The sequence below is a fragment of the Halomonas koreensis genome, from assembly GCF_031451675.1.
GTDB lineage: Bacteria > Pseudomonadota > Gammaproteobacteria > Pseudomonadales > Halomonadaceae > Halomonas > Halomonas koreensis.
In genome coordinates this window covers 54,455-73,812 of record NZ_JARWAK010000010.1, presented here as the reverse complement: position 1 = coordinate 73,812, position 19,358 = coordinate 54,455, and the positions used below count along the sequence as shown (strand labels likewise).

The following is a 19,358-nucleotide window of genomic DNA, read 5'->3' as shown; positions in this document are numbered from 1 at the left end:
GGGCCGAACTGCGACAGCGCGTCGCAGTTCGCGGCGTATGATAACAAGCCGAGGCCCACGATTTAAGTGGCATTCGCCAGCAGCATCTCGCGGATCTTGCCGATCGCGCGAGTGGGGTTGAGCCCCTTGGGGCACACCGCCACGCAGTTCATGATGCCGCGGCAGCGGAACACGCTGAACGGGTCCTCGAGCTCGGCCAGGCGCTCGCGGGTCGCCTCGTCCCGGGAGTCCGCCAGGAAGCGATAGGCCTGCAGCAGGCCGGCCGGGCCGACGAACTTGTCCGGGTTCCACCAGAACGACGGGCAGGAGGTCGAGCAGCAGGCGCACAGGATGCACTCGTAGAGGCCGTCGAGCTTGTCGCGGTCCTCCGGCGACTGCAGGCGCTCGATGGCCGGCGCCGGGGTGTCGTTCTGCAGGTACGGCTGGATGCGCTCGTACTGCTTGTAGAACAGCCCCATGTCGACCACCAGGTCGCGGATCACCGGCAGCCCGGGCAGCGGACGCAGGGTCAGCTTGCCGTTCTTGACCACGTCGGACAGCGGGGTGATGCAGGCCAGGCCGTTCTTGCCGTTCATGTTCATGCCGTCGGAGCCGCACACGCCCTCGCGGCAGCTGCGGCGGTAGGCCAGGCCGTTGTCCTGCTCCTTCACCAGGTGCAGGACGTCGAGCACCATCAGGTCGCGACCCTGGGTGTCGACCTGGAACTCCTCCATGTAGGGCGCGGAGTCCGTCTCGGGATTGTAGCGGTACAGGGATACCTGAAGCGTGGACATCGTGACTCCCCTCAGTAGGTACGGACTTTCGGCTCGAACATGTCGACGGTCTTGGGCGCGAAGTTGACGTCACGCTGGCCCAGGCGCTTCTCGGCCGGGAAGTACATGGAGTGCTTCAGCCAGTTGACGTCGTCGCGGTCCGGATAGTCGTAGCGGGAGTGCGCGCCACGGCTCTCCTTGCGCTCGAGGGCGGCGATGGCGGTAGCCTCGGCCACTTCCATCAGGTTGTCCAGCTCGAGGGCCTCGACGCGGGCCGTGTTGAAGGTGCTCGACTTGTCCGGCAGGTAGGCGTTGCCGATCCGCTCGCGCAGTTCGGCCAGCTTCTTCACGCCCTCCTGCATGTTGTCCTCCTGACGGAAGACGCCGAAGGCGTTCTGCATGATGTCCTGCAGCTCGCGCTTGAGGTCCGGAACGGTCTCGCCGCTCTCGGAGTCGTTCCAGCGGTTGAGGCGCGCCATCGCCGACTCGATGTCGGAGTCGCTGGCCTCGAGGTACTCGATGCCCTCGTTGAGCGCGCTCTCGATGAACATGCCCGCGGCGCGACCGAACACCACCAGGTCGAGCAGCGAGTTGCCGCCCAGGCGGTTGGCGCCGTGGACCGAGACGCAGGCCGCCTCGCCGACGGCGAACAGGCCGTTGACGATCCGATCGTTGCCCTGCTCGTCCTGCATGATCGCCTGGCCGTGCACGTTGGTCGGCACGCCGCCCATCATGTAGTGACAGGTCGGCACCACCGGGATCGGCTCCTTGACCGGGTCGGCGTGGGCGAAGGTCTTGGACAGCTCGACGATGCCCGGCAGGCGCTTGCTGAGCACCTCCTCGCCCAGGTGATCCAGCTTGAGGTAGACGTGATCGCCCTTCTCGCCGCAGCCGCGGCCCTCGAGGATCTCCATGACCATGGAGCGGGCGACCACGTCGCGGCCGGCCAGGTCCTTGGCGTTGGGCGCGTAACGCTCCATGAAGCGCTCGCCGTCCTTGTTGATCAGGTAGCCGCCCTCGCCCCGGCAGCCCTCGGTGACCAGGGTCCCCGCGCCGTAGATGCCGGTCGGGTGGAACTGCCACATCTCCATGTCCTGCATCGGGAAGCCGGCCCGCAGGGCCATGCCGATGCCGTCCCCGGTGTTGATCAGGGCGTTGGTGGTGGAGGCGTAGATGCGCCCGGAGCCGCCGGTGGCCAGCACGGTGGCCTTGGACTTGATGTGCACCACTTCGCCGGACTCGATGTCCATGGCGATGCAACCCACCACGTCGCCGTTGGCGTTCTTGACCAGGTCGATGGCGTACCACTCGTTGAGGAAGGTGGTATTGTTCTTCAGGTTGTTCTGGTAGAGCGTGTGCAGCAGGGCGTGGCCGGTGCGGTCCGCCGCGGCGCAGGTGCGGGCCGCCTGGCCGCCCTCGCCGAAGTTCTTGGACTGGCCGCCGAACGGGCGCTGGTAGATGCGGCCGTTGTCGAAGCGGGAGAACGGCAGGCCCATGTGCTCGAGCTCGAAGACCGCCTTGGGGCCCTCGGAGCACATGTACTCGGCGGCCTCCTGGTCGGTGATGTAGTCGCCGCCCTTGACGGTGTCGTACATGTGCCAGCGCCAGTCGTCGCCGGGATCGGCGGAGGCGATGGCGCAGGTGATGCCGCCCTGGGCGGAGACGGTGTGCGAGCGGGTCGGGAAGACCTTGGACAGCACGGCGGTCTTCTTGCCGGACTTGGCCAGCTCGAGGGCGGCCCGCAGGCCGGAACCGCCACCGCCGATGATGATGGCGTCGAAGGTCAGGCTACGCATGTTGGACATGGATCAGGCTCCCCACAGAACTTGGATGCCCCAGACCAGGAACACGAAGATGGCCAGGATGATGACGGTCTGGGTGGCGATACGGATGCCGGTCGGCTTGAGGTAGTCGGTGGTCACGGTCCACAGACCGACCCAGGCGTGGGCGGACAGCGACACGAAGGCCAGCAGCGAGAAGATCCGCATCCAGGTCTGTGCGAACAGGCCGCTCCAGGTCGCGTAGTCGAGGCCCGGATTGAGCAGCAGATAGCCGACGATAAAGAGCGTGTAGAGGGCCAGAATGAGGGCCGAGACGCGCTGGACGAGCCAGTCGGAGAGCCCGCTGCGCCCGAAGTTCGTGATGTTGGTTACCATACCCAGACTCCCGCCAGAATGATCAGGACCGCGCTCACCACCACGGTGATCTGCGCCTTCTTGACGCCGCCCTCGAGGGTCACGCCGATGTCGATGTCCATCAGCAGGTGCTTGATGCCGGCCACGAAGTGGAAAGCCAGGGCGGACAGCAGCCCCCAGGCGATCAGCTTGGCCAGGAAATTATGGGCCAGGGCGTCGCTCACCGCCGCGAACCCCTCGGGCGAGGACAGCGAGGCGTCGAGGGCCCAGAAGCCGAAGATCAGGCCGATGAAGAGGATGACGCCGGTGATACGGTGGGCGATCGACGTCAAGGCGGGAAGGGGGAACTGTATCGTGGACAGATCCAGATTTACGGGTCGTTTGCTATTCACGGCGTTCTACACACTCTCTTGGCCCGCGGTGGAGGCGCTCGGGCGAGGCCCCGGACGGGCGGTGGTTTCGGGAAGGGACTCGACCATGACCCTCGAGCCATGATCGCCGTTTCCTGCCAGTCGCGCGACAGGATTATAGGGTCATGCCCCCACCATGACAAATGGACGACGCCCCGACTCGACCATGGTGGCAAGCCGCCACGGCGGGAAAAAAGGCCGCCGGATCACGACTTACCCCGCACCCCGACAGCCCCCGCCAGCGCGGGGCCGCACATGATGCATAGCACCATATCCTTTACAATAATAGTACAATAAATAAAGACGTGCACAACGACAGGCCGGCGATGGGCGAATTGACAATCGTCAGGACGCTTCTATAGTGGGCGAACCTTTTCGCCGGCAAGTTCTGCGAAATCACGACGTATCGCGCCACCATGAACTCGAGAGGAGGCCAGTTATGGCTGACAGGAAAGCAACGCTGACGGTAGAAGGTCTGGACGAGCCGATCGAGCTGCCGGTCTACTCGGGCACCGTGGGACCGGACGTGGTCGACGTCCGCGGCCTGGGCGCTCAAGGCCTCTTCACCTACGATCCGGGCTTCATGGCCACCTCTTCCTGCCAGTCCGCCATCACCTATATCGACGGCGGCAACGGCGTGCTGCTGCATCGCGGCTATCCCATCGAGCAGCTGGCCAAGCACTCCGACTTCGTCGAGCTCTGCTACCTGCTGATGTTCGGCGAGCTGCCCGACAAGGCCGAGTACCGCGACTTCGCGGGCCGCGTGCGCGGCCACACCATGGTCCACGAGCAGATCGCCAACTTCTTCAAGGGCTTCCGCCGCGACGCCCACCCGATGTCCATCCTGTGCGGCGTGGTCGGCGGCCTGGCGGCCTTCTATCACGACCACCTGGACATCACCAAGGAGAAGGACCGCGAGATCAGCGCCATCCGCCTGATCGCCAAGATGCCGACCATCGCGGCGATGTCCTACAAGTACAACATCGGCATGCCGTTCAACTATCCCCGCAACGACCTGAACTATGCAGAGAACTTCCTCTACATGATGTTCAGCAACCCCTGCGAGGATTACGAGATCAACCCGGTGTTCGCCAAGGCGATGGATCGCATCTTCATGCTCCATGCCGACCACGAGCAGAACGCCTCCACCTCCACGGTGCGCCTGGCGGGCTCCACCGGCGCCAACCCCTTCGCTTGCATCAGCGCCGGCATCGCCGCGCTCTGGGGCCCGGCCCACGGCGGCGCCAACGAGGCGGTGCTGAACATGCTCGACGAGATCGGCGACGATTCCGAGGAGAACATCCAGCGCTTCATCGACCGCGCCAAGGACAAGGACGACCCCTTCAAGCTGATGGGCTTCGGCCATCGGGTCTATCGCAACTTCGACCCCCGCGCCAAGGTCATGAAGGAGACCTGCGACGAGGTGCTGGCCGAGCTGGGCATGGCCGACGATCCCCAGCTCAAGATCGCCAAGCGCCTGGAGCAGATCGCCCTGGAAGACGAGTACTTCATCGAGCGCAAGCTCTACCCGAACGTCGACTTCTACTCGGGCATCATCCTCAAGGCGATGGGCATCCCGACCAACATGTTCACCGTCATCTTCGCGGTGTCCCGGACCATCGGCTGGATCTCCCACTGGCACGAGATGCTCAGCGACAGCTACAAGATCGGCCGGCCGCGCCAGCTCTACGTGGGCCACGACAAGCGCGACTATCCCAGCGAGTGAGGCCGCCGCAGCGGCGCACGAGCTGATGAAGGCCGCCCCAGGGCGGCCTTCGTCGTTTGCGATGCCCCATCCTCCATCCCCCCCCCGCAAGGAGAGCCCCCCATGAACCCGACAATCTCGACGGTCGCCTTTATCGGCCTGGGCGTGATGGGCCACCCCATGGCCGGCCACCTGGCCCGCGCCGGCCTCGATGTCCGCGTCTACAACCGCACCGGCGACACGGCCGATGCCTGGGTCGCGACCCATGGCGGCAGCCGCCACGCCACGCCCCGCGAGGCCGCCGCCGGCGCCGACCTGGTACTGGTCTGCGTGGGCAACGACGACGACGTCCGCCAGGTCGCCCTGGGAGCGGACGGCGCCCTGGCCGGCATGCGCGATGGCAGCCTGCTGGTGGACCACACCACCGCCTCCGGCGCCCTGGCCGCCGAGCTCGACGGCGCCTGCCGCGAGCGCGGCCTGGGCTTCCTGGATGCCCCGGTCTCCGGCGGCCAGCAGGGCGCCGAGAACGGCGCCCTGACCATCATGTGCGGCGGCACCCAGGCCGACTTCGAGCGCGCCGCCCCGGTGCTCGAGCACTACGGGCGGGCGGTGACCCTGATGGGCCCGGCCGGCAGCGGCCAGCTGACCAAGATGGTCAACCAGATCTGCGTGGGCGGCCTGGTGCAGGCGCTGGCGGAAGGGCTGCACTTCGCCGAGCAGGCCGGCCTGGACCAGACGCGCGTGATGGACGTCATCCGCCAGGGCGCCGCCGGTTCCTGGCAGATGGATCACCGTCACCGGACCATGATCGACGACGAGTACGAGCACGGCTTCGCGGTGGACTGGATGCGCAAGGACCTGGGCATCTGCCTGGAGCAGGCTCGCCGGCTGGGCGCCCGCCTGCCGGTCACCGCCCTGGTCGACCAGTTCTACGGCGACATCCAGGCCATGGGCGGCGGCCGCTGGGACACCTCCTCGCTGCTGCGCCGCCTGCGCACCCCCTCCGACGACTGACGACGGCCGCGCGGCCCGCTCCGGGCCGCGCTGTCATCGCCCTGACCCGCTTCCGAAGCCTTTTCCACACATTCTGTGGATAAACCTGTTCAAAACCCCTAGAAAAGCGCCGCGAATCGCCATGAACAGCGGCTTGCGCTCAAATTGGTCAATTTTTGACCTACTGCAAGAGATTGATTTTAAAGAACTAATTTGCGAAGCCCACAACCATGCGGCCTCTGGCCGGCTCTGTGCACAGGGCAAGACACAGGAACGGCTAAAGTGGACAAGTCAAGGGGAGAAACACCCGTTTTCTAGCACCAAAGTACTAGGAACGGCGACCGCGCAGGGGCGGCAGGCAGGCTCGGGGACAAAAAAAGACGCTCGAGGCGCCTGGATATCCACAAGAAAGGGAGTGGCGTCCCATAGGGGGTTCGAACCCCTGTTACCGCCGTGAAAGGGCGGTGTCCTAGACCACTAGACGAATGGGACGCAGCATCTTCACGACCGAGAGGTGGTGGAGCCTAGCGGGATCGAACCGCTGACCTCGACACTGCCAGTGTCGCGCTCTCCCAGCTGAGCTAAGGCCCCGCATCTCGTGAAGACGAGGCGTATAGTACTGATTACCCTCGGCTTCGTCAACGGGAAAACGAGAATTTCCTGCTGCGCTCAATATCCTGGCCGCCGGCGGTGCTCGCGCTCCTCATGTAGCAGGCTACACTCCGGGCGCTGCGCTCCGGCGGCGACCAGACTCGGCGTCCCCGCCTATCGTCGCTCGCGACGGAACTTCAGCGTTTTCCTATGTTATTGGAGATCGCGATATTCTTTCTCGAAGCGCTTGGCCTGCTTCTTGGAGACGCCGCCGAGCACCGCGATGGCGTGGCGAAGCCGGGCGCGGGTCATGTCGGAGCCGAGGATGGCCATGGCGTCCATCACCGAGGTGCTGGACGACGAGCCGGTGATGGCGACGAACACCGGGGCCAGGAAGTCCTTCATCTTGAGCTCGAAGTGGGCCGACAGCGCCTTGACCTCGGCCAGCAGCGCTTCCTTGTGCCAGGCGGGCACGACCTCGAGGCGCCAGACCAGGAACTGCAGCAGCTTCACCAGGTCTTCGCGGCCCAGCTTGACCTTGTCGAAGTCGCCCTCCTCGATCGCCGGCAGCCCGGAGAAGAAGTGACCGGCCAGCGGCATGACGTCGGAGAGGGTCTCCACCCGCGGGCGCACCTGGGGCAGGATCTGGCGCACATAGTCCTCGTTGAAGGCCCAGTCGCGCAGCGCCTGCAGGAAGGCGTCGTCGTCCAGGTCCTCGCGGATGTAGAGGCCGTTGAGCCAGCTCAGCTTCTGGCGGTCGAAGACCGGCCCGCCCAGCGAGACCCGCTGGAGGTCGAAGTGGCTCATCATCTCGTCGAGGGTGAACTTCTCGCGCTCGTCGGGCATCGACCAGCCCATCCGTCCCAGGAAGTTGGTCACCGCCTGGGGCAGGAAGCCCATGCGACGGAAGTAGTTGATGGACGTCGGGTTCTTGCGCTTGGAGAGCTTCGAGCCGTCCTCGTTGCGCAGCAGCGGCATGTGGCAGAGCGTCGGCATCGGCCAGCCGAAGTACTCGTAGAGCAGCTGGTGCTTGGGCGCCGAGTTGATCCACTCCTCGCCGCGCAGCACATGGGTGATGCCCATCAGGTGGTCGTCGACCACGTTGGCCAGGTGGTAGGTCGGCATGCCGTCGGACTTGAGCAGGATCTGGGCGTCGACCTGGGCCCAGTCCACCTCGATGCTGCCGCGCAGCATGTCCTCGACCACGCAGGTGCCGCTGGCCGGCACCTGCATGCGCACCACGTAGGGCCAGCCCTCGCGCTCGCGCCGGGCGACCTCCTCCTCGGCCAGGGCCAGGTCGGCGGGCTTGAGGGCCAGGTGCATGCCGGCGGCCTTGCGGGCCTCGCGCAGCTCGTCCAGCTCCTCGCTGGTCCGGTAGCACTTGAAGGCATGGCCGGACGCGATCAGCTGGCGGGCGTACTCGGCATAGATGTCGCCGCGCTCGCTCTGGCGGTAGGGGCCGTGAGGCCCGCCCACGTCGGGCCCCTCGTCCCACTCCAGCCCCAGCCAGCGCAGCGAGTCGAGGATCATCTGCTCCGACTCGGCGGTGGAGCGCGCCCGGTCGGTGTCCTCGATGCGCAGGATGAACTGGCCGCCGTGCTGGCGGGCGAAGCACAGGTTGAACAGGGCGATGTAGGCGGTGCCCACGTGGGGGTCGCCGGTGGGCGACGGCGCGATACGGGTACGTACGGTCATGGCGTCCTTTGTCCAGTCGGGTATGGCAACGGGCGAATGGGCGCATTATACGCACCTCGCCGGACCCGGGCAGCCGCGGCACGGAATCTTTGACGCCGGCGGTGGTCCATGCCAGGAATCCCGGACCCTGAGGAACGCGCATGCTGCCGCAGCTCCCCGACGGCTTCACCGCCCTGGTCACCGGCGCCTCCGGCGGCATCGGCGCCGCCCTGGTCGATGCCCTGCTGGCCTCGCCACGGCTCGGTCGACTGCATGCGGTCAGCCGGCAGCCGGTGCGCCGCGACGACCCGCGGCTGGTGGCCCTGCCGCTGGACATCACCGAGCCGGCGGGGCTGGCCGGCCTGGAGGAAAGCCTGGCCGGCCGGCCGCTGCACCTGGTGATCAACACCCTGGGCATGCTGCACGACGACGCGGCCGGCATCGCCCCGGAAAAGAAGCTCGGCGACCTCGACGCCGAGGCCCTCGCCCGGCTGTTCCACGTCAATGCCGCCACCCCCGCCCTGCTGCTTCAGGCGCTGGAAGGCTCGCTCAAGGGCCGGCACCCCGCGCTGGTGGCCAGCCTGTCGGCCCGGGTCGGGTCGATCGGCGACAACCGGCTGGGCGGCTGGTACGGCTACCGTGCCAGCAAGGCGGCCCACAACATGCTGATGAAGACCGCCGCGGTGGAACTGCGCCGGCTCAACCCCGAAGCCTGCGTGATCTGCCTGCATCCGGGCACCACCGACACCGGCCTGTCATCCCCCTTCCAGTCCCGCGTACCGGCGGGCAAGCTGTTCTCGCCGGCCTTCGTCGCCGAGCGGCTGCTGGAGGTGCTGGGGCGTCGCGGTCCCGAAGAAAGCGGCGACTTCCGGGACTGGCAGGACAGCCCCATCCCCTGGTGACCCCGCCGCGGGACGGCTGTTGTCACAGCGTTGATGCTCGCTATTGCACAGTTACGGGCGATGGCGGACCATGCCTCGTTTGATAGGCGACCCAAGACAGGACGACGTTCATGGAAACACTCGGCCCTCGGATCAAGCAGCTCAGGCTGGAGGCCAAGCTCAACAAGGCCGCCCTCGCCCGGCGGGTAGGCGTCTCGGACGTCACCATCTCCTACTGGGAATCCGGGGCCATCAAGCAGATCGGCCATGAGCGCCTGGTGGCCCTGGCCGCGGCGCTCGACTGCCCGCTGTCGGCCCTGCTGGAGGGCGAGTCGCGGCGGCCCTCGCCGCTGTTGCTCAAGCGCCAGGGGCCCGCGCCCTGGGAAGGCGGCGAGGCGGGCGGCATCGAGCTGCCCATGGAGATGACGCCCGAGCAGCGCTGGGACGGCGACTGCCACCTGGTGACGCCCGCGCCGGGGGAGACCTTCGACTACCTGGGGCGCGACGACCTGGCGGCCATCGCGCCCACCGAGGTCTTTCGTCAGGCCGGCCTGTACCTGATCGAGACCGGCGAGGGCCTGGCCCTGCGCCGGGTCGAGCAGGACGCCCGGGGCGAGCTGACCTTCCAGCCGCAAGGTGGGCGTCCGACGCCCTATGCGCCGGACTACCGCCTGCTGGGCAAGGTCGTGGCCCTGTGGCGCCGCGAGCCGCTGTGACGCGGGCTCACTCCAGCTCCATCACCTCCACCTGATCCTTGGTCTGGCGAGGCTGGCTGCCGACCAGCACCCGCTGTTGGGCACGGACCACCCGGCCCAGGCCGTGGCGGGAGGGTCTCACCAGCGGCCCGCGCAGGTGCTGCCCCTCCTCGCCCAGCCGGGCCCGGACCTCCGGCGGCTGGACGCTCGCCGCCGGCATGTTGACGGTCAGGCGATAGCCGCCGTCCGGCAGGCCGCTGCCGGGGCCGAAGGGCCCGGCCTCGAAGCCGCCGCCCGCGACCCGCGTGCGTTGCTGCCAGCGCACGCCGCTCACCTCGCGCTCCACCAGCACCTGCAGGCGGGTGGCCTCCGGCAGGTTGGTGGTGCCCTCCACCATCAGCCGCCGGTCGCTGCGCAGCCGCGCCGACATCTCGATGGCCACCGCCTCGTCGAACGGCGCCACCGAGGGGGCCGCCGGCGCCTCTTCCTCCGGCGCGGCGGGCTGGGCCACGCCGCCCAGCCGCTCGTCGGGAGGCGGCTTGTCCTCGTCGCCGCCGCAGCCGGCCAGCCAGGCCGCCCACAGCAACACCACGACACCGCGACGCCACGCCTTCATGCCCGCCCTCCATGTCCGGGGATTCGCCGCCAGCCTAACACCCGCGCCTCACCCATCGCAGCAGTCCCGGCACAGGGTGGCATGCGGCACCGCCGCCAGCCGCCCCGCGTCGATCACCTCGCCGCAGCGTTCGCAATACTCGCCCCGCCCCTCGCGGATCCGGGCCAGGGCATGGCGTACCCGGCCCAGCTCCTCCTCGGCCTCCGCCTCCAGCGAGGCCACCACCTCGTCGTCCCGAGTCTCGAGGGACTGATCCTCGATATCCTTGTCGAGCGCGCCGGCGGCCCGCTCGCGATGGGCCCGATAGCGCTCGAGCCGCGCCTTCAGCTCATCGCGCAGCGCCTCCAGGTCGGCCTTGCGGTCACTCATGGTCGCTCTCCTCCTGATGCGTGGCACCCCGTATCCGGGCCTGCGGTGCCCCCAGCGCCCGATGCCGGTGGCGCCTAGTCGATGCCCAGGGCGCGATAGCCCGCCTCGGTCAGGGTCAGGCGGCGCGGGCGCCCCCGCGCATCGCGCTCCACCCGGATCGCCCCCGAGCCTTCCAGGGCGTCGATATCCGCCCTCAGCCGCGGCGTCAGGCTGTCGTGCCCGGCATGCCCGAAGGGAGCGGCCAGCACGCCGCCGTGCTGCAGGATCCTGGCCAGCAGCTCCCGCCGGCTGTCCCCGAACGCATGGTCGCTCATCCTGCCTCCTCCCGACGTGGCCTCGCCCCACTCACCGAGTATGGACGAAGTCCGCGCAGACGCGTCTCACGCAGGGCGCCCGCCCCTCGCAACCGGCCCCGAGGCTGGTAGAATGTCCGCCCATCCGCCCGATCCCCGTGACCCCATGCCCGATCTCGACCGCACCTTTTCCGTGGCCCCCATGATGGACTGGACGACCCGCGACTACCGCGCCTTCGCGCGGACCCTGACGCGGCGTGCCCTGCTCTATACCGAGATGGTGACCACCGGCGCCATCCTGCACGGCAGCCCCCGGGCGCGCTTCCTCGGCTTCGACGCCGTGGAGCATCCGCTGGCCCTGCAGCTCGGCGGCAGCGATGCCGGGGAGCTGGCCGAGTGCGCGGCCATCGCCGAGGCATGGGGCTATGACGAGGTCAACCTCAACGTCGGCTGCCCCAGCGACCGGGTCCAGAACAACCTGATCGGCGCCTGCCTGATGGCCCACCCCGAGAAGGTGGCATCGGCGGTGGCGGCCATGCGCGAGGCGGTGTCGATCCCGGTCACCGTGAAGTGCCGCATCGGCATCGACGACCAGGACGAGGACGCCGACCTGGCGCACTTCATCGAGCGGGTCGCCGACGCCGGCTGCGAGGTGTTCATCGTCCACGCCCGCAAGGCCTGGCTGGAGGGACTCTCGCCCAAGGAGAACCGCGATATCCCGCCGTTGAACTACGGCCGGGTGCACCGCCTCAAGCAGCAGCGCCCGGACCTGCATATCGGCATCAACGGCGGGATCAAGACCCTGGACGCCTGCCGGGAGCAGCTCGACCACGTGGACAGCGTGATGGTCGGCCGCGAGGCCTACCAGAACCCCTGGCTGCTGGCCGACGTCGACCGTCACCTCTACGGCACGCCCGGGCCGGCGCCCAGCCGCCACGCCGCCGCCGAGGCCTTCCGCCCCTATATCGCCGAACGCCTCGCCGAGGGCGCGAAGCTCAACCATGTGACCCGCCACCTGCTCGGCCTCTTCCAGGGCTGCCCCGGGGGGCGCAAGTTCCGCCGTCACCTCTCGGAGCACGCCCATCGCGAGGGCGCGGGCCTGGCGGTCTTCGACGACGCCCTGGGCCAGGTCCCCGACCCGGCGCTGGCCGCGGCCGGCTGAGTCAGTAGAGCGGATCGGGGGGCGGCTCCAGGCTCGACTGGAAGGTCTCCACGGCGCTCTCGGCCTCCTCGATGGCATCGAAGCGGGCGATATGGAACAGCGCCTCGCCCTCGTTGGCCAGCGGCAGCCGGCTCATGCCGATGACGATGCCGTCGGCCATGGCGCGCACCTCGCCCTCGGCATTGCCGAAGGGATCGGCGACCCGGCCGAGCAGCTCGCCCTTGGCCACCCGGGCGCCCAGACGCACCCGGGGGCGCAGGATGCCGTCGATGGGCGCCCGGGCCCAGCTCGAGCCGTTGGCCACCTCGGCGGCCGGCGGCGGCCGGCGGCGCTGCTCGCCGCTGAGCATGCCCAGCCGGCGCATGACCCGCAGCACCCCGCGCACCCCGGGGGCGATGGCCCACTCGTCGAAGCGCAGCGCCTCGCCGGCCTCGTAGGTCAGCACCGGAATGTCGTGGGTCTCGGCATAGTGGCGCAGGCTGCCCTCACGCAGCTCGGCGTTGAGGATCACCGGCGCGCCGAAGGCATCGGCCATGCGCTCGGTCTCGCCGCCGCCATTCAGGCGGGCGCGGATCTGTGGCAGGTTGGTGCGGTGGATGGCCCCGGTGTGCAGGTCGACGATATGGCTGGCCTGGTCGACGATCTGCTGGCGGAACAGCGCCGCCATGCGGCCGCCGAGGGAGCCGGCCTCGGTTCCCGGGAAGCAGCGGTTGAGGTCCCGGCGATCCGGGAGGTAGCGGCTGTGCTGCACGAAGCCGAAGACGTTGACGATGGGCACCGCGATCAGGGTGCCGCGCAGACGCTGGATCTGCCGCGAGCGCAGCAGGCGGCGCACGATCTCCACGCCGTTGATCTCGTCACCGTGGATGCCGCCACAGACCAGCAGCACCGGTCCGGGCTGGCGGCCGTGCACCACCTCCACCGGGATATGCAGCGGCGCATGGGTGTAGAGCCGCGCCACCGGCACGTCGATCTGGCTGCGGGACCCGGGCGCCACGCGGACGCCGGCGAGTTCGAAGGGGGCTCGCGCCATGGGGCGACCTCTCATCATTCACGGTAATCACTCATATTCCCGCACGCCGCCGTCGCCGACAACCGGCGGCGACCGAACGGGCCGACATTCACCCGCGAATGTCACCCGCGCCGCGGCTTGGGTAGAATGGGAGGGTACCCGCCCGGAGCCGATCATCACCATGGCCAGACGCACCAAGGCCGAGGCCGAAGCCACTCGCTTGGCCCTGCTGGACGCCGCGGAGGAAGCCTTCTTCGACAGGGGCGTCGCCCGCACTTCCCTGGAGCACATCGCCCGTCACGCGGGCCTGACCCGGGGCGCCGTCTACTGGCACTTCCGCAACAAGGCCGACCTGTTTCGCGCCATGCTCGACCGGGTGCGCATGCCCTTCGAAGAACTGGTGGCGGAAACCGGGACCACCGACGCCTCGCCCCTGGAGGCCATTCGCCTGGGCTGCCGGCAGGGCTTCCGGCGCATGGAGCAGCCTCGCCATCGCCGGGTCCTGGCCATCCTCATCCACCGCTGCGAGTTCTTCGGCGACATCGATCCCTGCGCCATCCAGACGGAGATGGCCGGCGAATGCCTGGACGCGCTGGGGGGCTACTTCGGCGATGCCCACCGCCAGGGGCTGCTTGCCGAGGGCGTCGACCCGCAGGTCGCCACCCGGCTGCTGCAGGCGATCATCAGCGGCCTCTTCCACGACTGGCTGCGCGACCCCGACGCCTACTCCATCCTCGAGCGCGGCATGGCGCTGATCGACGCCGAGATCGCGCTGCTGAGCCGCCGGGACGCCTCAGGCCGAGGGCCTTGAGCCGTTCTCGCCGCGCCCATGGGTATCGGGCCGGTGGCGTGACAGCAGGTGCAGGCGCACCAGCCGGGTGCGGGCGTCCAGGTAATCGGCCTCGGCGACCGAACGATAGGCCTCCTCGCCGCGCAGGTACTTGACCAGCACCCGCACCTCGCCGGGCGACGGCCGCGCCCTCGCCTTGCCCCGCAGGCGAACCGTCAGCCGGGGATCCTCGACCACCTCGGCGTCGGCGCCCGCCTCGTCCACCGCCGTGACCCTGACCCGCTCGCCGAGCAGGCAGCGGGGGTGACGGCCGGCGTCGGGATGGATCCGGCGATGCAGGCGGCGGCAGCTCCAGGCCGCCAGGGGAGAGGCCAGCGCGAAGGCGCCCCAGACCACCGCCACCCCCACGGGGATCCGCAGCACGCCCAGCGGCAGCCAGCGCAGCACGGCGAGCTCCGCCACCAGGGCGACCCCCGACGCCCACAGCACCAGCAGGGTCAGGGCCAGCGAGGCCGGCACCCCGGCGAAGCCCAGCGAGACCAGGGCCGAGGCCAGGGTGTCGTCGCGCAGGCTGTCGCGCTCGAAGAGCTCGGCGGGCGCCAGGCCCAGCCCCACCAGCCCCCAGTAGAGCGCCAGCAGGCCCAGCAGGCCGACGAAGAGGATCAGCGGAAAGCTCAGCACGAGCGAGGCGATGGCGGACATGGCGACTCCTCCGGCCGGCCCGTTAGCCGGCAAAGCGTTGACCTGCCCTCAGCGTAGTCGACGCCGCCACCGTGCGGGCCCCCGAACGACGACGGGCACCGCCCCCGTGGGGAGCGATGCCCGTCGCGACGTGGCCGGCCGATCAGCCCGCGTCGTGCTCCAGCGCCGGCCGCTCGCCGCGCGTCCTGCGCGTCAGCCAGTCGGTGACGCCGGCGATCATGGCGTAGAAGGTCGGCACGAAGAGGCTGCCCAGCACCGCCACCGAGGCCATGCCCACCGCCACGGTGGTGCCGATGTGGTGGCTGCTGGTGTCGCTCGCCCCGGTGGCGATCGCCAGCGGCAGGGTGCCGAAGATGAACGCCAGCGAGGTCATGACGATCGGCCGGAAGCGCAGCTCCGCCGCGGTGGTCGCCGCCTCGCGGATGGTCCGGCCCATCTCGCGGCGCTGCAGCTCGGCGAACTCGACGATCAGGATGGCGTTCTTGGCCGCCAGGCCGACCACCACCAGCATGCCGATCTGCACGTAGACGCTGGTGTCCAGCCCGCGCAGGGCGATGCCGCCGATCCCGCCCAGGAAGGCGAAGGGCGTGGCGGTGAGCACCGCCAGCGGCAGCGACCAGCTCTCGTACTGGGCGGCCAGGATCAAAAACACCATCAGCAGGCCGAAGACGATGGCCAGGGTCGCGGCGCTGCCCGCCTGGCTCTCCTGGAAGGCGGTGCCGGTCCAGCCCATGCCCCAGCCCTCGCCGAGGGTCTCCTCGACCACCTCCTCCATGGCGGCGATGGCCTGGCCGGAGCTGTAGCCCGGCGCCGGGCCGCCCTGGAACTGGGCGCCGGGATAGACGCCGAAGCGGGTCATCACCGCCGGCGCGGTCTGGCGCTCCAGGGTCACGAACTCGGACAGCGGGATCCGCTCGCCGTCGCCGCCGCGCACGTAGACGTTGGCCACGTCGGCCGGCGTCTTGCGGAACTCGTCCTCGTTCTGCAGGTAGACCTGGAAGTTGCGGCCCTGGTAGCTGAAGAAGTTGACGAAGCCGTTGCCGAAGGTATTGGCCAGCGTCGAGTGCAGGTCCTCCAGGGCCACCCCGTAGCTGAGCGCCTTCTGCCGGTCGATCTCGGCGTGGAAGGACGGCACGTTGACGTTGAAGGTGGTGAACACCTGCTGCAGGGCCGGATGCTGGTTGGCCGCCTGCATCACCTTCAGCGAGGCCTGGTAGAGCGCCTGCGGCGAGGCGCCCTCGAAGGACTGCAGGTAGCCGGTGAAGCCGCCGGTGGTCGACAGCCCGATGATCGGCGGCATGTTGAAGGCCATCGCCGACCCGCCCGGGATCTGGGCACCGAGCCCCATGATGCGCCCGATCAGCTGGTTGGCGGTGAGCTCCCGCTGGTCCCAGGGCTCCATGTTGACGAAGATGATCCCCCGGGCGGTGTTCACCGAGCTGGTCAGCATGTCGTAGCCGGCCACCGCCGAGGAGTACTTGACCCCGGGAATCTCCTCGATGGCGTCGCTGAGCCGCCCCATGTAGTCACGGGTCCGCGCCAGCGACGCCGAGTCCGGCAGCTGCACGGCCGCCAGCACGATGCCCTGATCGGTCTCGGGCACCAGGGTCGAGGGCGTGGTCTGGTAGAGCCACCAGGCCCCGCCGCCCACCAGGGCGGTGAGCAGCAGCGCCAGCCCCCAGAAGCGCACCAGCCGCTCGACCACCCACATGTAGACGGCGGTGAGCCCGGCGAAGAAGCGGTCGAACAGCCGCAGCGGGGTGCGCACCGCCCGGCGGAAGGGCGTCTCCCGGCGATGCAGGTCGTGCTTGATGAAGATCGCCGACAGCGCCGGGGTGAAGGTCAGCGCCATCAGCGCCGAGAAGCCCACCGAGACGGCGATGGTCAACGCGAACTGCTGGTAGATCTGGCCGCTGAAGCCGCCCAGGAAGGCCACCGGCACGAACACCGCGGCCATGATCAGCGAAGTGGCGATGACCGGCCCGCCGACCTCCTTCATGGCCCTCACCGTGGCCTGGACGACGGTGATCTCCTCGTCCTCGCCGAGCACCCGCTCGACGTTCTCCACCACCAGGATGGCGTCGTCCACCACGATGCCGATCGACAGCACCAGGGCGAACAGCGTCAACAGGTTGATCGAGAAGCCGAAGGCGTAGAAGCCGGCGAAGGTCGCCAGCACCGACACCGGCACCACCGACATGGCGATCACCGTGAAGCGCCAGTTCTGCAGGAAGATGAACAGGATGACGCCGACGATCAGGAAGGCCTCGATGAAGGTGTGCAGCACCGTCTCGACGGAGGCGTCGATGAACTGGGTGGTGTCGTAGGGCACCACGTACTCGAGCCCCGGCGGGAAGCGGCCCTCCAGTTCGTCCATGGTCGCCTCGACCGCCCGGGCGGTCTCCAGGGCGTTGGCGCCGGGCTGCTGGTTGATGATGATCGGCGTCATGGTGCCGCCGTTGAGCCGCGCCTCCACGCCGTAGAAGGAGGCGCCGAGCTCGATGCGCGCCACGTCGGCCAGGCGCAGGGCCGAGCCGTCCGGGTTGGTGCGCAGGAAGATCTGGCGGAAGTCGTCGACGCTGGACAGCCGCCCGCCGGCGGTGATGGTGTAGGTGAAGGCCCGCGGCTCGGACTGCGGCGTGGCCGCCAGGCTGCCGGCCGGGACCTCGGTGTTCTGGGCGCGAATCGCCCGGGCGACCTCGGCGGGCGTCAGGTCGTACTGCGCCAGCTTGTCCGGATCCATCCACACGCGCATGGCGAAGTCGCCGCCGCCCAGCACCTCGGCCTCGCCGACCCCCGGTACCTGGCGCAGTTCGTCCAGGATGTTGAGGGTGGCGTAGTTCTGCATGTAGGTGCGGTCGTAGTCGCCCTGCGGCGAGATCAGCGACACCAGCATCAGGATCGAGCTGGAACGCAGCTCCACGGTGACGCCCTGATCCTGCACCGCCTCGGGCAGCTGCGACAGCGCCCCCTGCACGCGGTTGTTGACGTTGATGGTGTTGATGTCGCCGTCGGAGCCGATGTTGAAGGCCACCGACAGGCTCATCGAGCCGTTGTCGGCGCTGGTCGAGGTCATGTAGAGCATGTCCTCGACGCCGTTGATGGCCTCGGCCAGGGGCGCGGCCACGGTCTGGGCCACGGTCTCGGCATCGGCCCCCGGGTAGGTGGCGTTCACCGAGACCGTCGGCGGCACCACGCTGGGGTACTGCTCGATCGGCAGCACCCGCATGCTCATCAGCCCGACCAGCGTCAGGATGATGGCCAGCACCGAGGCGAAGATCGGGCGCTTGATAAAGAAGTTGGAGAAACTCATGCCGCGTCGTCCTCGTCATCCGCCGCGGCGGCCCCGCGATTATCCTCGGCGCCATCCGCCTGCCCGGCCTCGGCCGCCGGGGCCATCAGCGCCTCGGCGTCGCCGTCGAAGGGCCGGGGCTGGATGGGCGTGCCCGGGGAGAGGCCGGCCGGATCGCCGACCACCACCCGCTCGCCGGGCTCGACGCCGCCGCGCAGGATCTGCCAGGGACCGGCCAGCTCGCCCAGTTCCACCGGCCGCGCGCGGGCCACGTCGTCCTCGTCGAGCACGAACACCTGGGGACCCATCAGGCCCTGGCTCATGGCGATCTCCGGCACCGCCAGCACGTCGAAGCGCTTCAGCCCCTCGAGGCGCACCCGCACGAACTGCCCCGGCAGCACCCGCCCCTCGGGGTTGGCGAAGGTGGCCTTGGCCTGGACGGTGCTGGTGGCCTCGTCGACCCGCGAGCCGAGGAAGTCCAGGTGCCCCTCCAGGGCGGCCCCCTCGCCGGGCAGCGACAGGCTCGCGCCGATGTCGGCGAGCGACGCCTCGCCGAGCTGGCGACGCAGCGCGAAGGCATCCTGCTGGGGCAGCTGGAAGCGCACCTCCAGCGGGTCCAGGGGGGTGATGGTGGTCAGCTCGGTGCCGGGGCTGACCAGGTTGCCCACGTTGACCCGGGAGAGGCCGATGGCGCCGCCCACCGGCGCGGTGACGTCGGCGTAGCCCAGGTCGATGCGGGCGCTGGCCAGGGCGGCCTCGGCCTGGGCCACCCCGGCCCGGGCCACGTCGAGCTCGGCCTGCGCCTGATCGACCTGCTGGCGGCTCACCGAGTTCTGGCTGAGCAGCTGCTGGAAGCGGTTGGCATCGCGCCGGGCGCGGGCCAGCTCGGCTTTGGCGCTCTCCAGGTCAGCCTCGCGCTGGGCCACCGTGGCCTGGTAGAGGTCGGGCTCGATGGCATAGAGGCTCTCGCCCTGCTCGACGATATCGCCGGGCTCGAAGTGCCGCGCCTCCAGGAAGCCGGTGACCCGCGCCACCAGGGCGACCTCGTTCTCGCTGCGCAGCTTGGCGGGATAGGACTTGTCGAGGGGGATGTCCTGGCGGCTCATCGCCATGACCGGCTTGGCTTGCGCCGCGGGCTCGCCGCCTTGCGCCGCGGCCGACTGCTGGGAGGCCTCGTCCTGACCACAGGCCGCCAGCAGCAGCGACGTGGCCAGCAGCAGCGCCACGCGGCTGCGTTGGATGATCGTTTTCATGCCTGATTCTCGTATCGGGGGTCGTCGGTCGTC

The 19,358-nt window shown here is 69.1% G+C and carries 18 protein-coding genes and 2 tRNA genes; 6 read left to right on the top strand and 14 right to left on the bottom strand.

From position 1 onward, the window contains the following. Positions 1-62: 62 nt before the first annotated feature. From QC818_RS12240 to sdhC, 4 genes are read right to left on the bottom strand one after another with little or no spacing between them, the layout of a single operon-like run. Positions 63-773: a succinate dehydrogenase iron-sulfur subunit gene (locus tag QC818_RS12240; RefSeq protein WP_309653149.1), complete on the bottom strand. Its 711-nt coding sequence runs from the start codon at positions 771-773 to the stop codon at positions 63-65. An 11-nt stretch (positions 774-784) separates the two neighbouring features. Next, complete coding sequence (sdhA, locus tag QC818_RS12235) at positions 785-2,557, bottom strand: succinate dehydrogenase flavoprotein subunit (RefSeq protein ID WP_309653148.1); 1,773 nt, start codon at positions 2,555-2,557, stop codon at positions 785-787. A 3-nt stretch (positions 2,558-2,560) separates the two neighbouring features. Continuing rightward, a complete protein-coding gene (sdhD, locus tag QC818_RS12230) occupies positions 2,561-2,908 on the bottom strand; it encodes a succinate dehydrogenase, hydrophobic membrane anchor protein (protein WP_309653147.1) in 348 nt (115 codons plus the stop codon). Then, positions 2,902-3,279: a succinate dehydrogenase, cytochrome b556 subunit gene (gene sdhC / locus QC818_RS12225; RefSeq protein WP_309653146.1), complete on the bottom strand. Its 378-nt coding sequence runs from the start codon at positions 3,277-3,279 to the stop codon at positions 2,902-2,904. Before sdhC ends, sdhD begins: the two co-directional genes overlap by 7 nt. Positions 3,280-3,736: 457 nt before the next feature. Here sdhC and gltA point away from each other — a divergent pair, with 457 nt between their 5' ends. Together gltA and QC818_RS12215 are read left to right on the top strand one after the other, a co-directional pair. Then, on the top strand, positions 3,737-5,023 hold the full coding sequence (gene gltA, locus QC818_RS12220) for a citrate synthase (protein ID WP_309653145.1): 1,287 nt from the start codon (positions 3,737-3,739) through the stop codon (positions 5,021-5,023). A 102-nt stretch (positions 5,024-5,125) separates the two neighbouring features. Next, positions 5,126-6,016 carry an NAD(P)-dependent oxidoreductase gene (locus tag QC818_RS12215; RefSeq protein WP_309653144.1) on the top strand — a complete coding sequence of 297 codons (891 nt, stop codon included), beginning with the start codon at positions 5,126-5,128 and terminating at the stop codon, positions 6,014-6,016. A gap of 395 nt (positions 6,017-6,411) precedes the next feature. Here the strand turns inward: QC818_RS12215 and QC818_RS12210 are convergent. From QC818_RS12210 to gltX, 3 genes are all read right to left on the bottom strand, one after another. Further along, positions 6,412-6,487 (bottom strand) — tRNA-Glu (locus QC818_RS12210). A gap of 23 nt (positions 6,488-6,510) precedes the next feature. Further along, positions 6,511-6,586: transfer RNA gene (locus tag QC818_RS12205), tRNA-Ala, on the bottom strand. A gap of 213 nt (positions 6,587-6,799) precedes the next feature. After that, on the bottom strand, positions 6,800-8,281 hold the full coding sequence (gene gltX / locus QC818_RS12200) for a glutamate--tRNA ligase (RefSeq protein ID WP_309653143.1): 1,482 nt from the start codon (positions 8,279-8,281) through the stop codon (positions 6,800-6,802). A gap of 140 nt (positions 8,282-8,421) precedes the next feature. On the opposite strand from gltX, the gene QC818_RS12195 reads away from it, so the two are divergent. Together QC818_RS12195 and QC818_RS12190 are read left to right on the top strand one after the other, a co-directional pair. Beyond that, positions 8,422-9,162, top strand: a complete 741-nt coding sequence (locus tag QC818_RS12195) for an SDR family NAD(P)-dependent oxidoreductase (protein ID WP_309653142.1) — start codon at positions 8,422-8,424, stop codon at positions 9,160-9,162. A 110-nt stretch (positions 9,163-9,272) separates the two neighbouring features. After that, on the top strand, positions 9,273-9,857 hold the full coding sequence (locus tag QC818_RS12190; RefSeq protein WP_309653141.1) for a helix-turn-helix domain-containing protein: 585 nt from the start codon (positions 9,273-9,275) through the stop codon (positions 9,855-9,857). A gap of 7 nt (positions 9,858-9,864) precedes the next feature. Here the strand turns inward: QC818_RS12190 and QC818_RS12185 are convergent, their stop codons facing one another. The 3 genes from QC818_RS12185 to QC818_RS12175 form a co-directional block, all read right to left on the bottom strand. Continuing rightward, positions 9,865-10,452, bottom strand: coding sequence for a hypothetical protein (locus QC818_RS12185; protein WP_309653140.1), 588 nt, complete (start codon positions 10,450-10,452; stop codon positions 9,865-9,867). Positions 10,453-10,500: 48 nt separating this feature from the next. Next, positions 10,501-10,821, bottom strand: a complete 321-nt coding sequence (locus QC818_RS12180; RefSeq protein ID WP_309653139.1) for a TraR/DksA family transcriptional regulator — start codon at positions 10,819-10,821, stop codon at positions 10,501-10,503. A gap of 74 nt (positions 10,822-10,895) precedes the next feature. Then, positions 10,896-11,135 carry a hypothetical protein gene (locus tag QC818_RS12175; protein WP_309653138.1) on the bottom strand — a complete coding sequence of 80 codons (240 nt, stop codon included), beginning with the start codon at positions 11,133-11,135 and terminating at the stop codon, positions 10,896-10,898. Between the two features lie 145 nt (positions 11,136-11,280). On the opposite strand from QC818_RS12175, the gene dusA reads away from it, so the two are divergent. Further along, positions 11,281-12,276 (top strand): tRNA dihydrouridine(20/20a) synthase DusA, encoded by a 996-nt coding sequence (gene dusA / locus QC818_RS12170; protein ID WP_309653222.1) that lies wholly within the window; start codon positions 11,281-11,283, stop codon positions 12,274-12,276. Position 12,277: 1 nt separating this feature from the next. Here dusA and QC818_RS12165 read toward each other — a convergent pair whose 3' ends face one another. Continuing rightward, a complete protein-coding gene (locus QC818_RS12165) occupies positions 12,278-13,309 on the bottom strand; it encodes a succinylglutamate desuccinylase/aspartoacylase family protein (RefSeq protein ID WP_309653137.1) in 1,032 nt (343 codons plus the stop codon). Between the two features lie 160 nt (positions 13,310-13,469). Here QC818_RS12165 and QC818_RS12160 point away from each other — a divergent pair, with 160 nt between their 5' ends. Beyond that, positions 13,470-14,099 (top strand): TetR family transcriptional regulator, encoded by a 630-nt coding sequence (locus QC818_RS12160; RefSeq protein ID WP_309653136.1) that lies wholly within the window; start codon positions 13,470-13,472, stop codon positions 14,097-14,099. Here the strand turns inward: QC818_RS12160 and QC818_RS12155 are convergent. The 3 genes from QC818_RS12155 to QC818_RS12145 form a co-directional block, all read right to left on the bottom strand. Further along, complete coding sequence (locus QC818_RS12155; RefSeq protein WP_309653135.1) at positions 14,082-14,780, bottom strand: hypothetical protein; 699 nt, start codon at positions 14,778-14,780, stop codon at positions 14,082-14,084. The genes QC818_RS12160 and QC818_RS12155 overlap by 18 nt on opposite strands. A 142-nt stretch (positions 14,781-14,922) precedes the next feature. Further along, the gene (locus QC818_RS12150; RefSeq protein ID WP_309653134.1) at positions 14,923-18,093 is read right to left on the bottom strand and encodes an efflux RND transporter permease subunit; all 3,171 of its coding nucleotides are present in this window, start codon (positions 18,091-18,093) and stop codon (positions 14,923-14,925) included. Next, positions 18,090-19,325 carry an efflux RND transporter periplasmic adaptor subunit gene (locus tag QC818_RS12145; RefSeq protein WP_309653133.1) on the bottom strand — a complete coding sequence of 412 codons (1,236 nt, stop codon included), beginning with the start codon at positions 19,323-19,325 and terminating at the stop codon, positions 18,090-18,092. The genes QC818_RS12150 and QC818_RS12145 overlap by 4 nt, the downstream gene beginning before the upstream one ends. Positions 19,326-19,358: the final 33 nt, after the last annotated feature.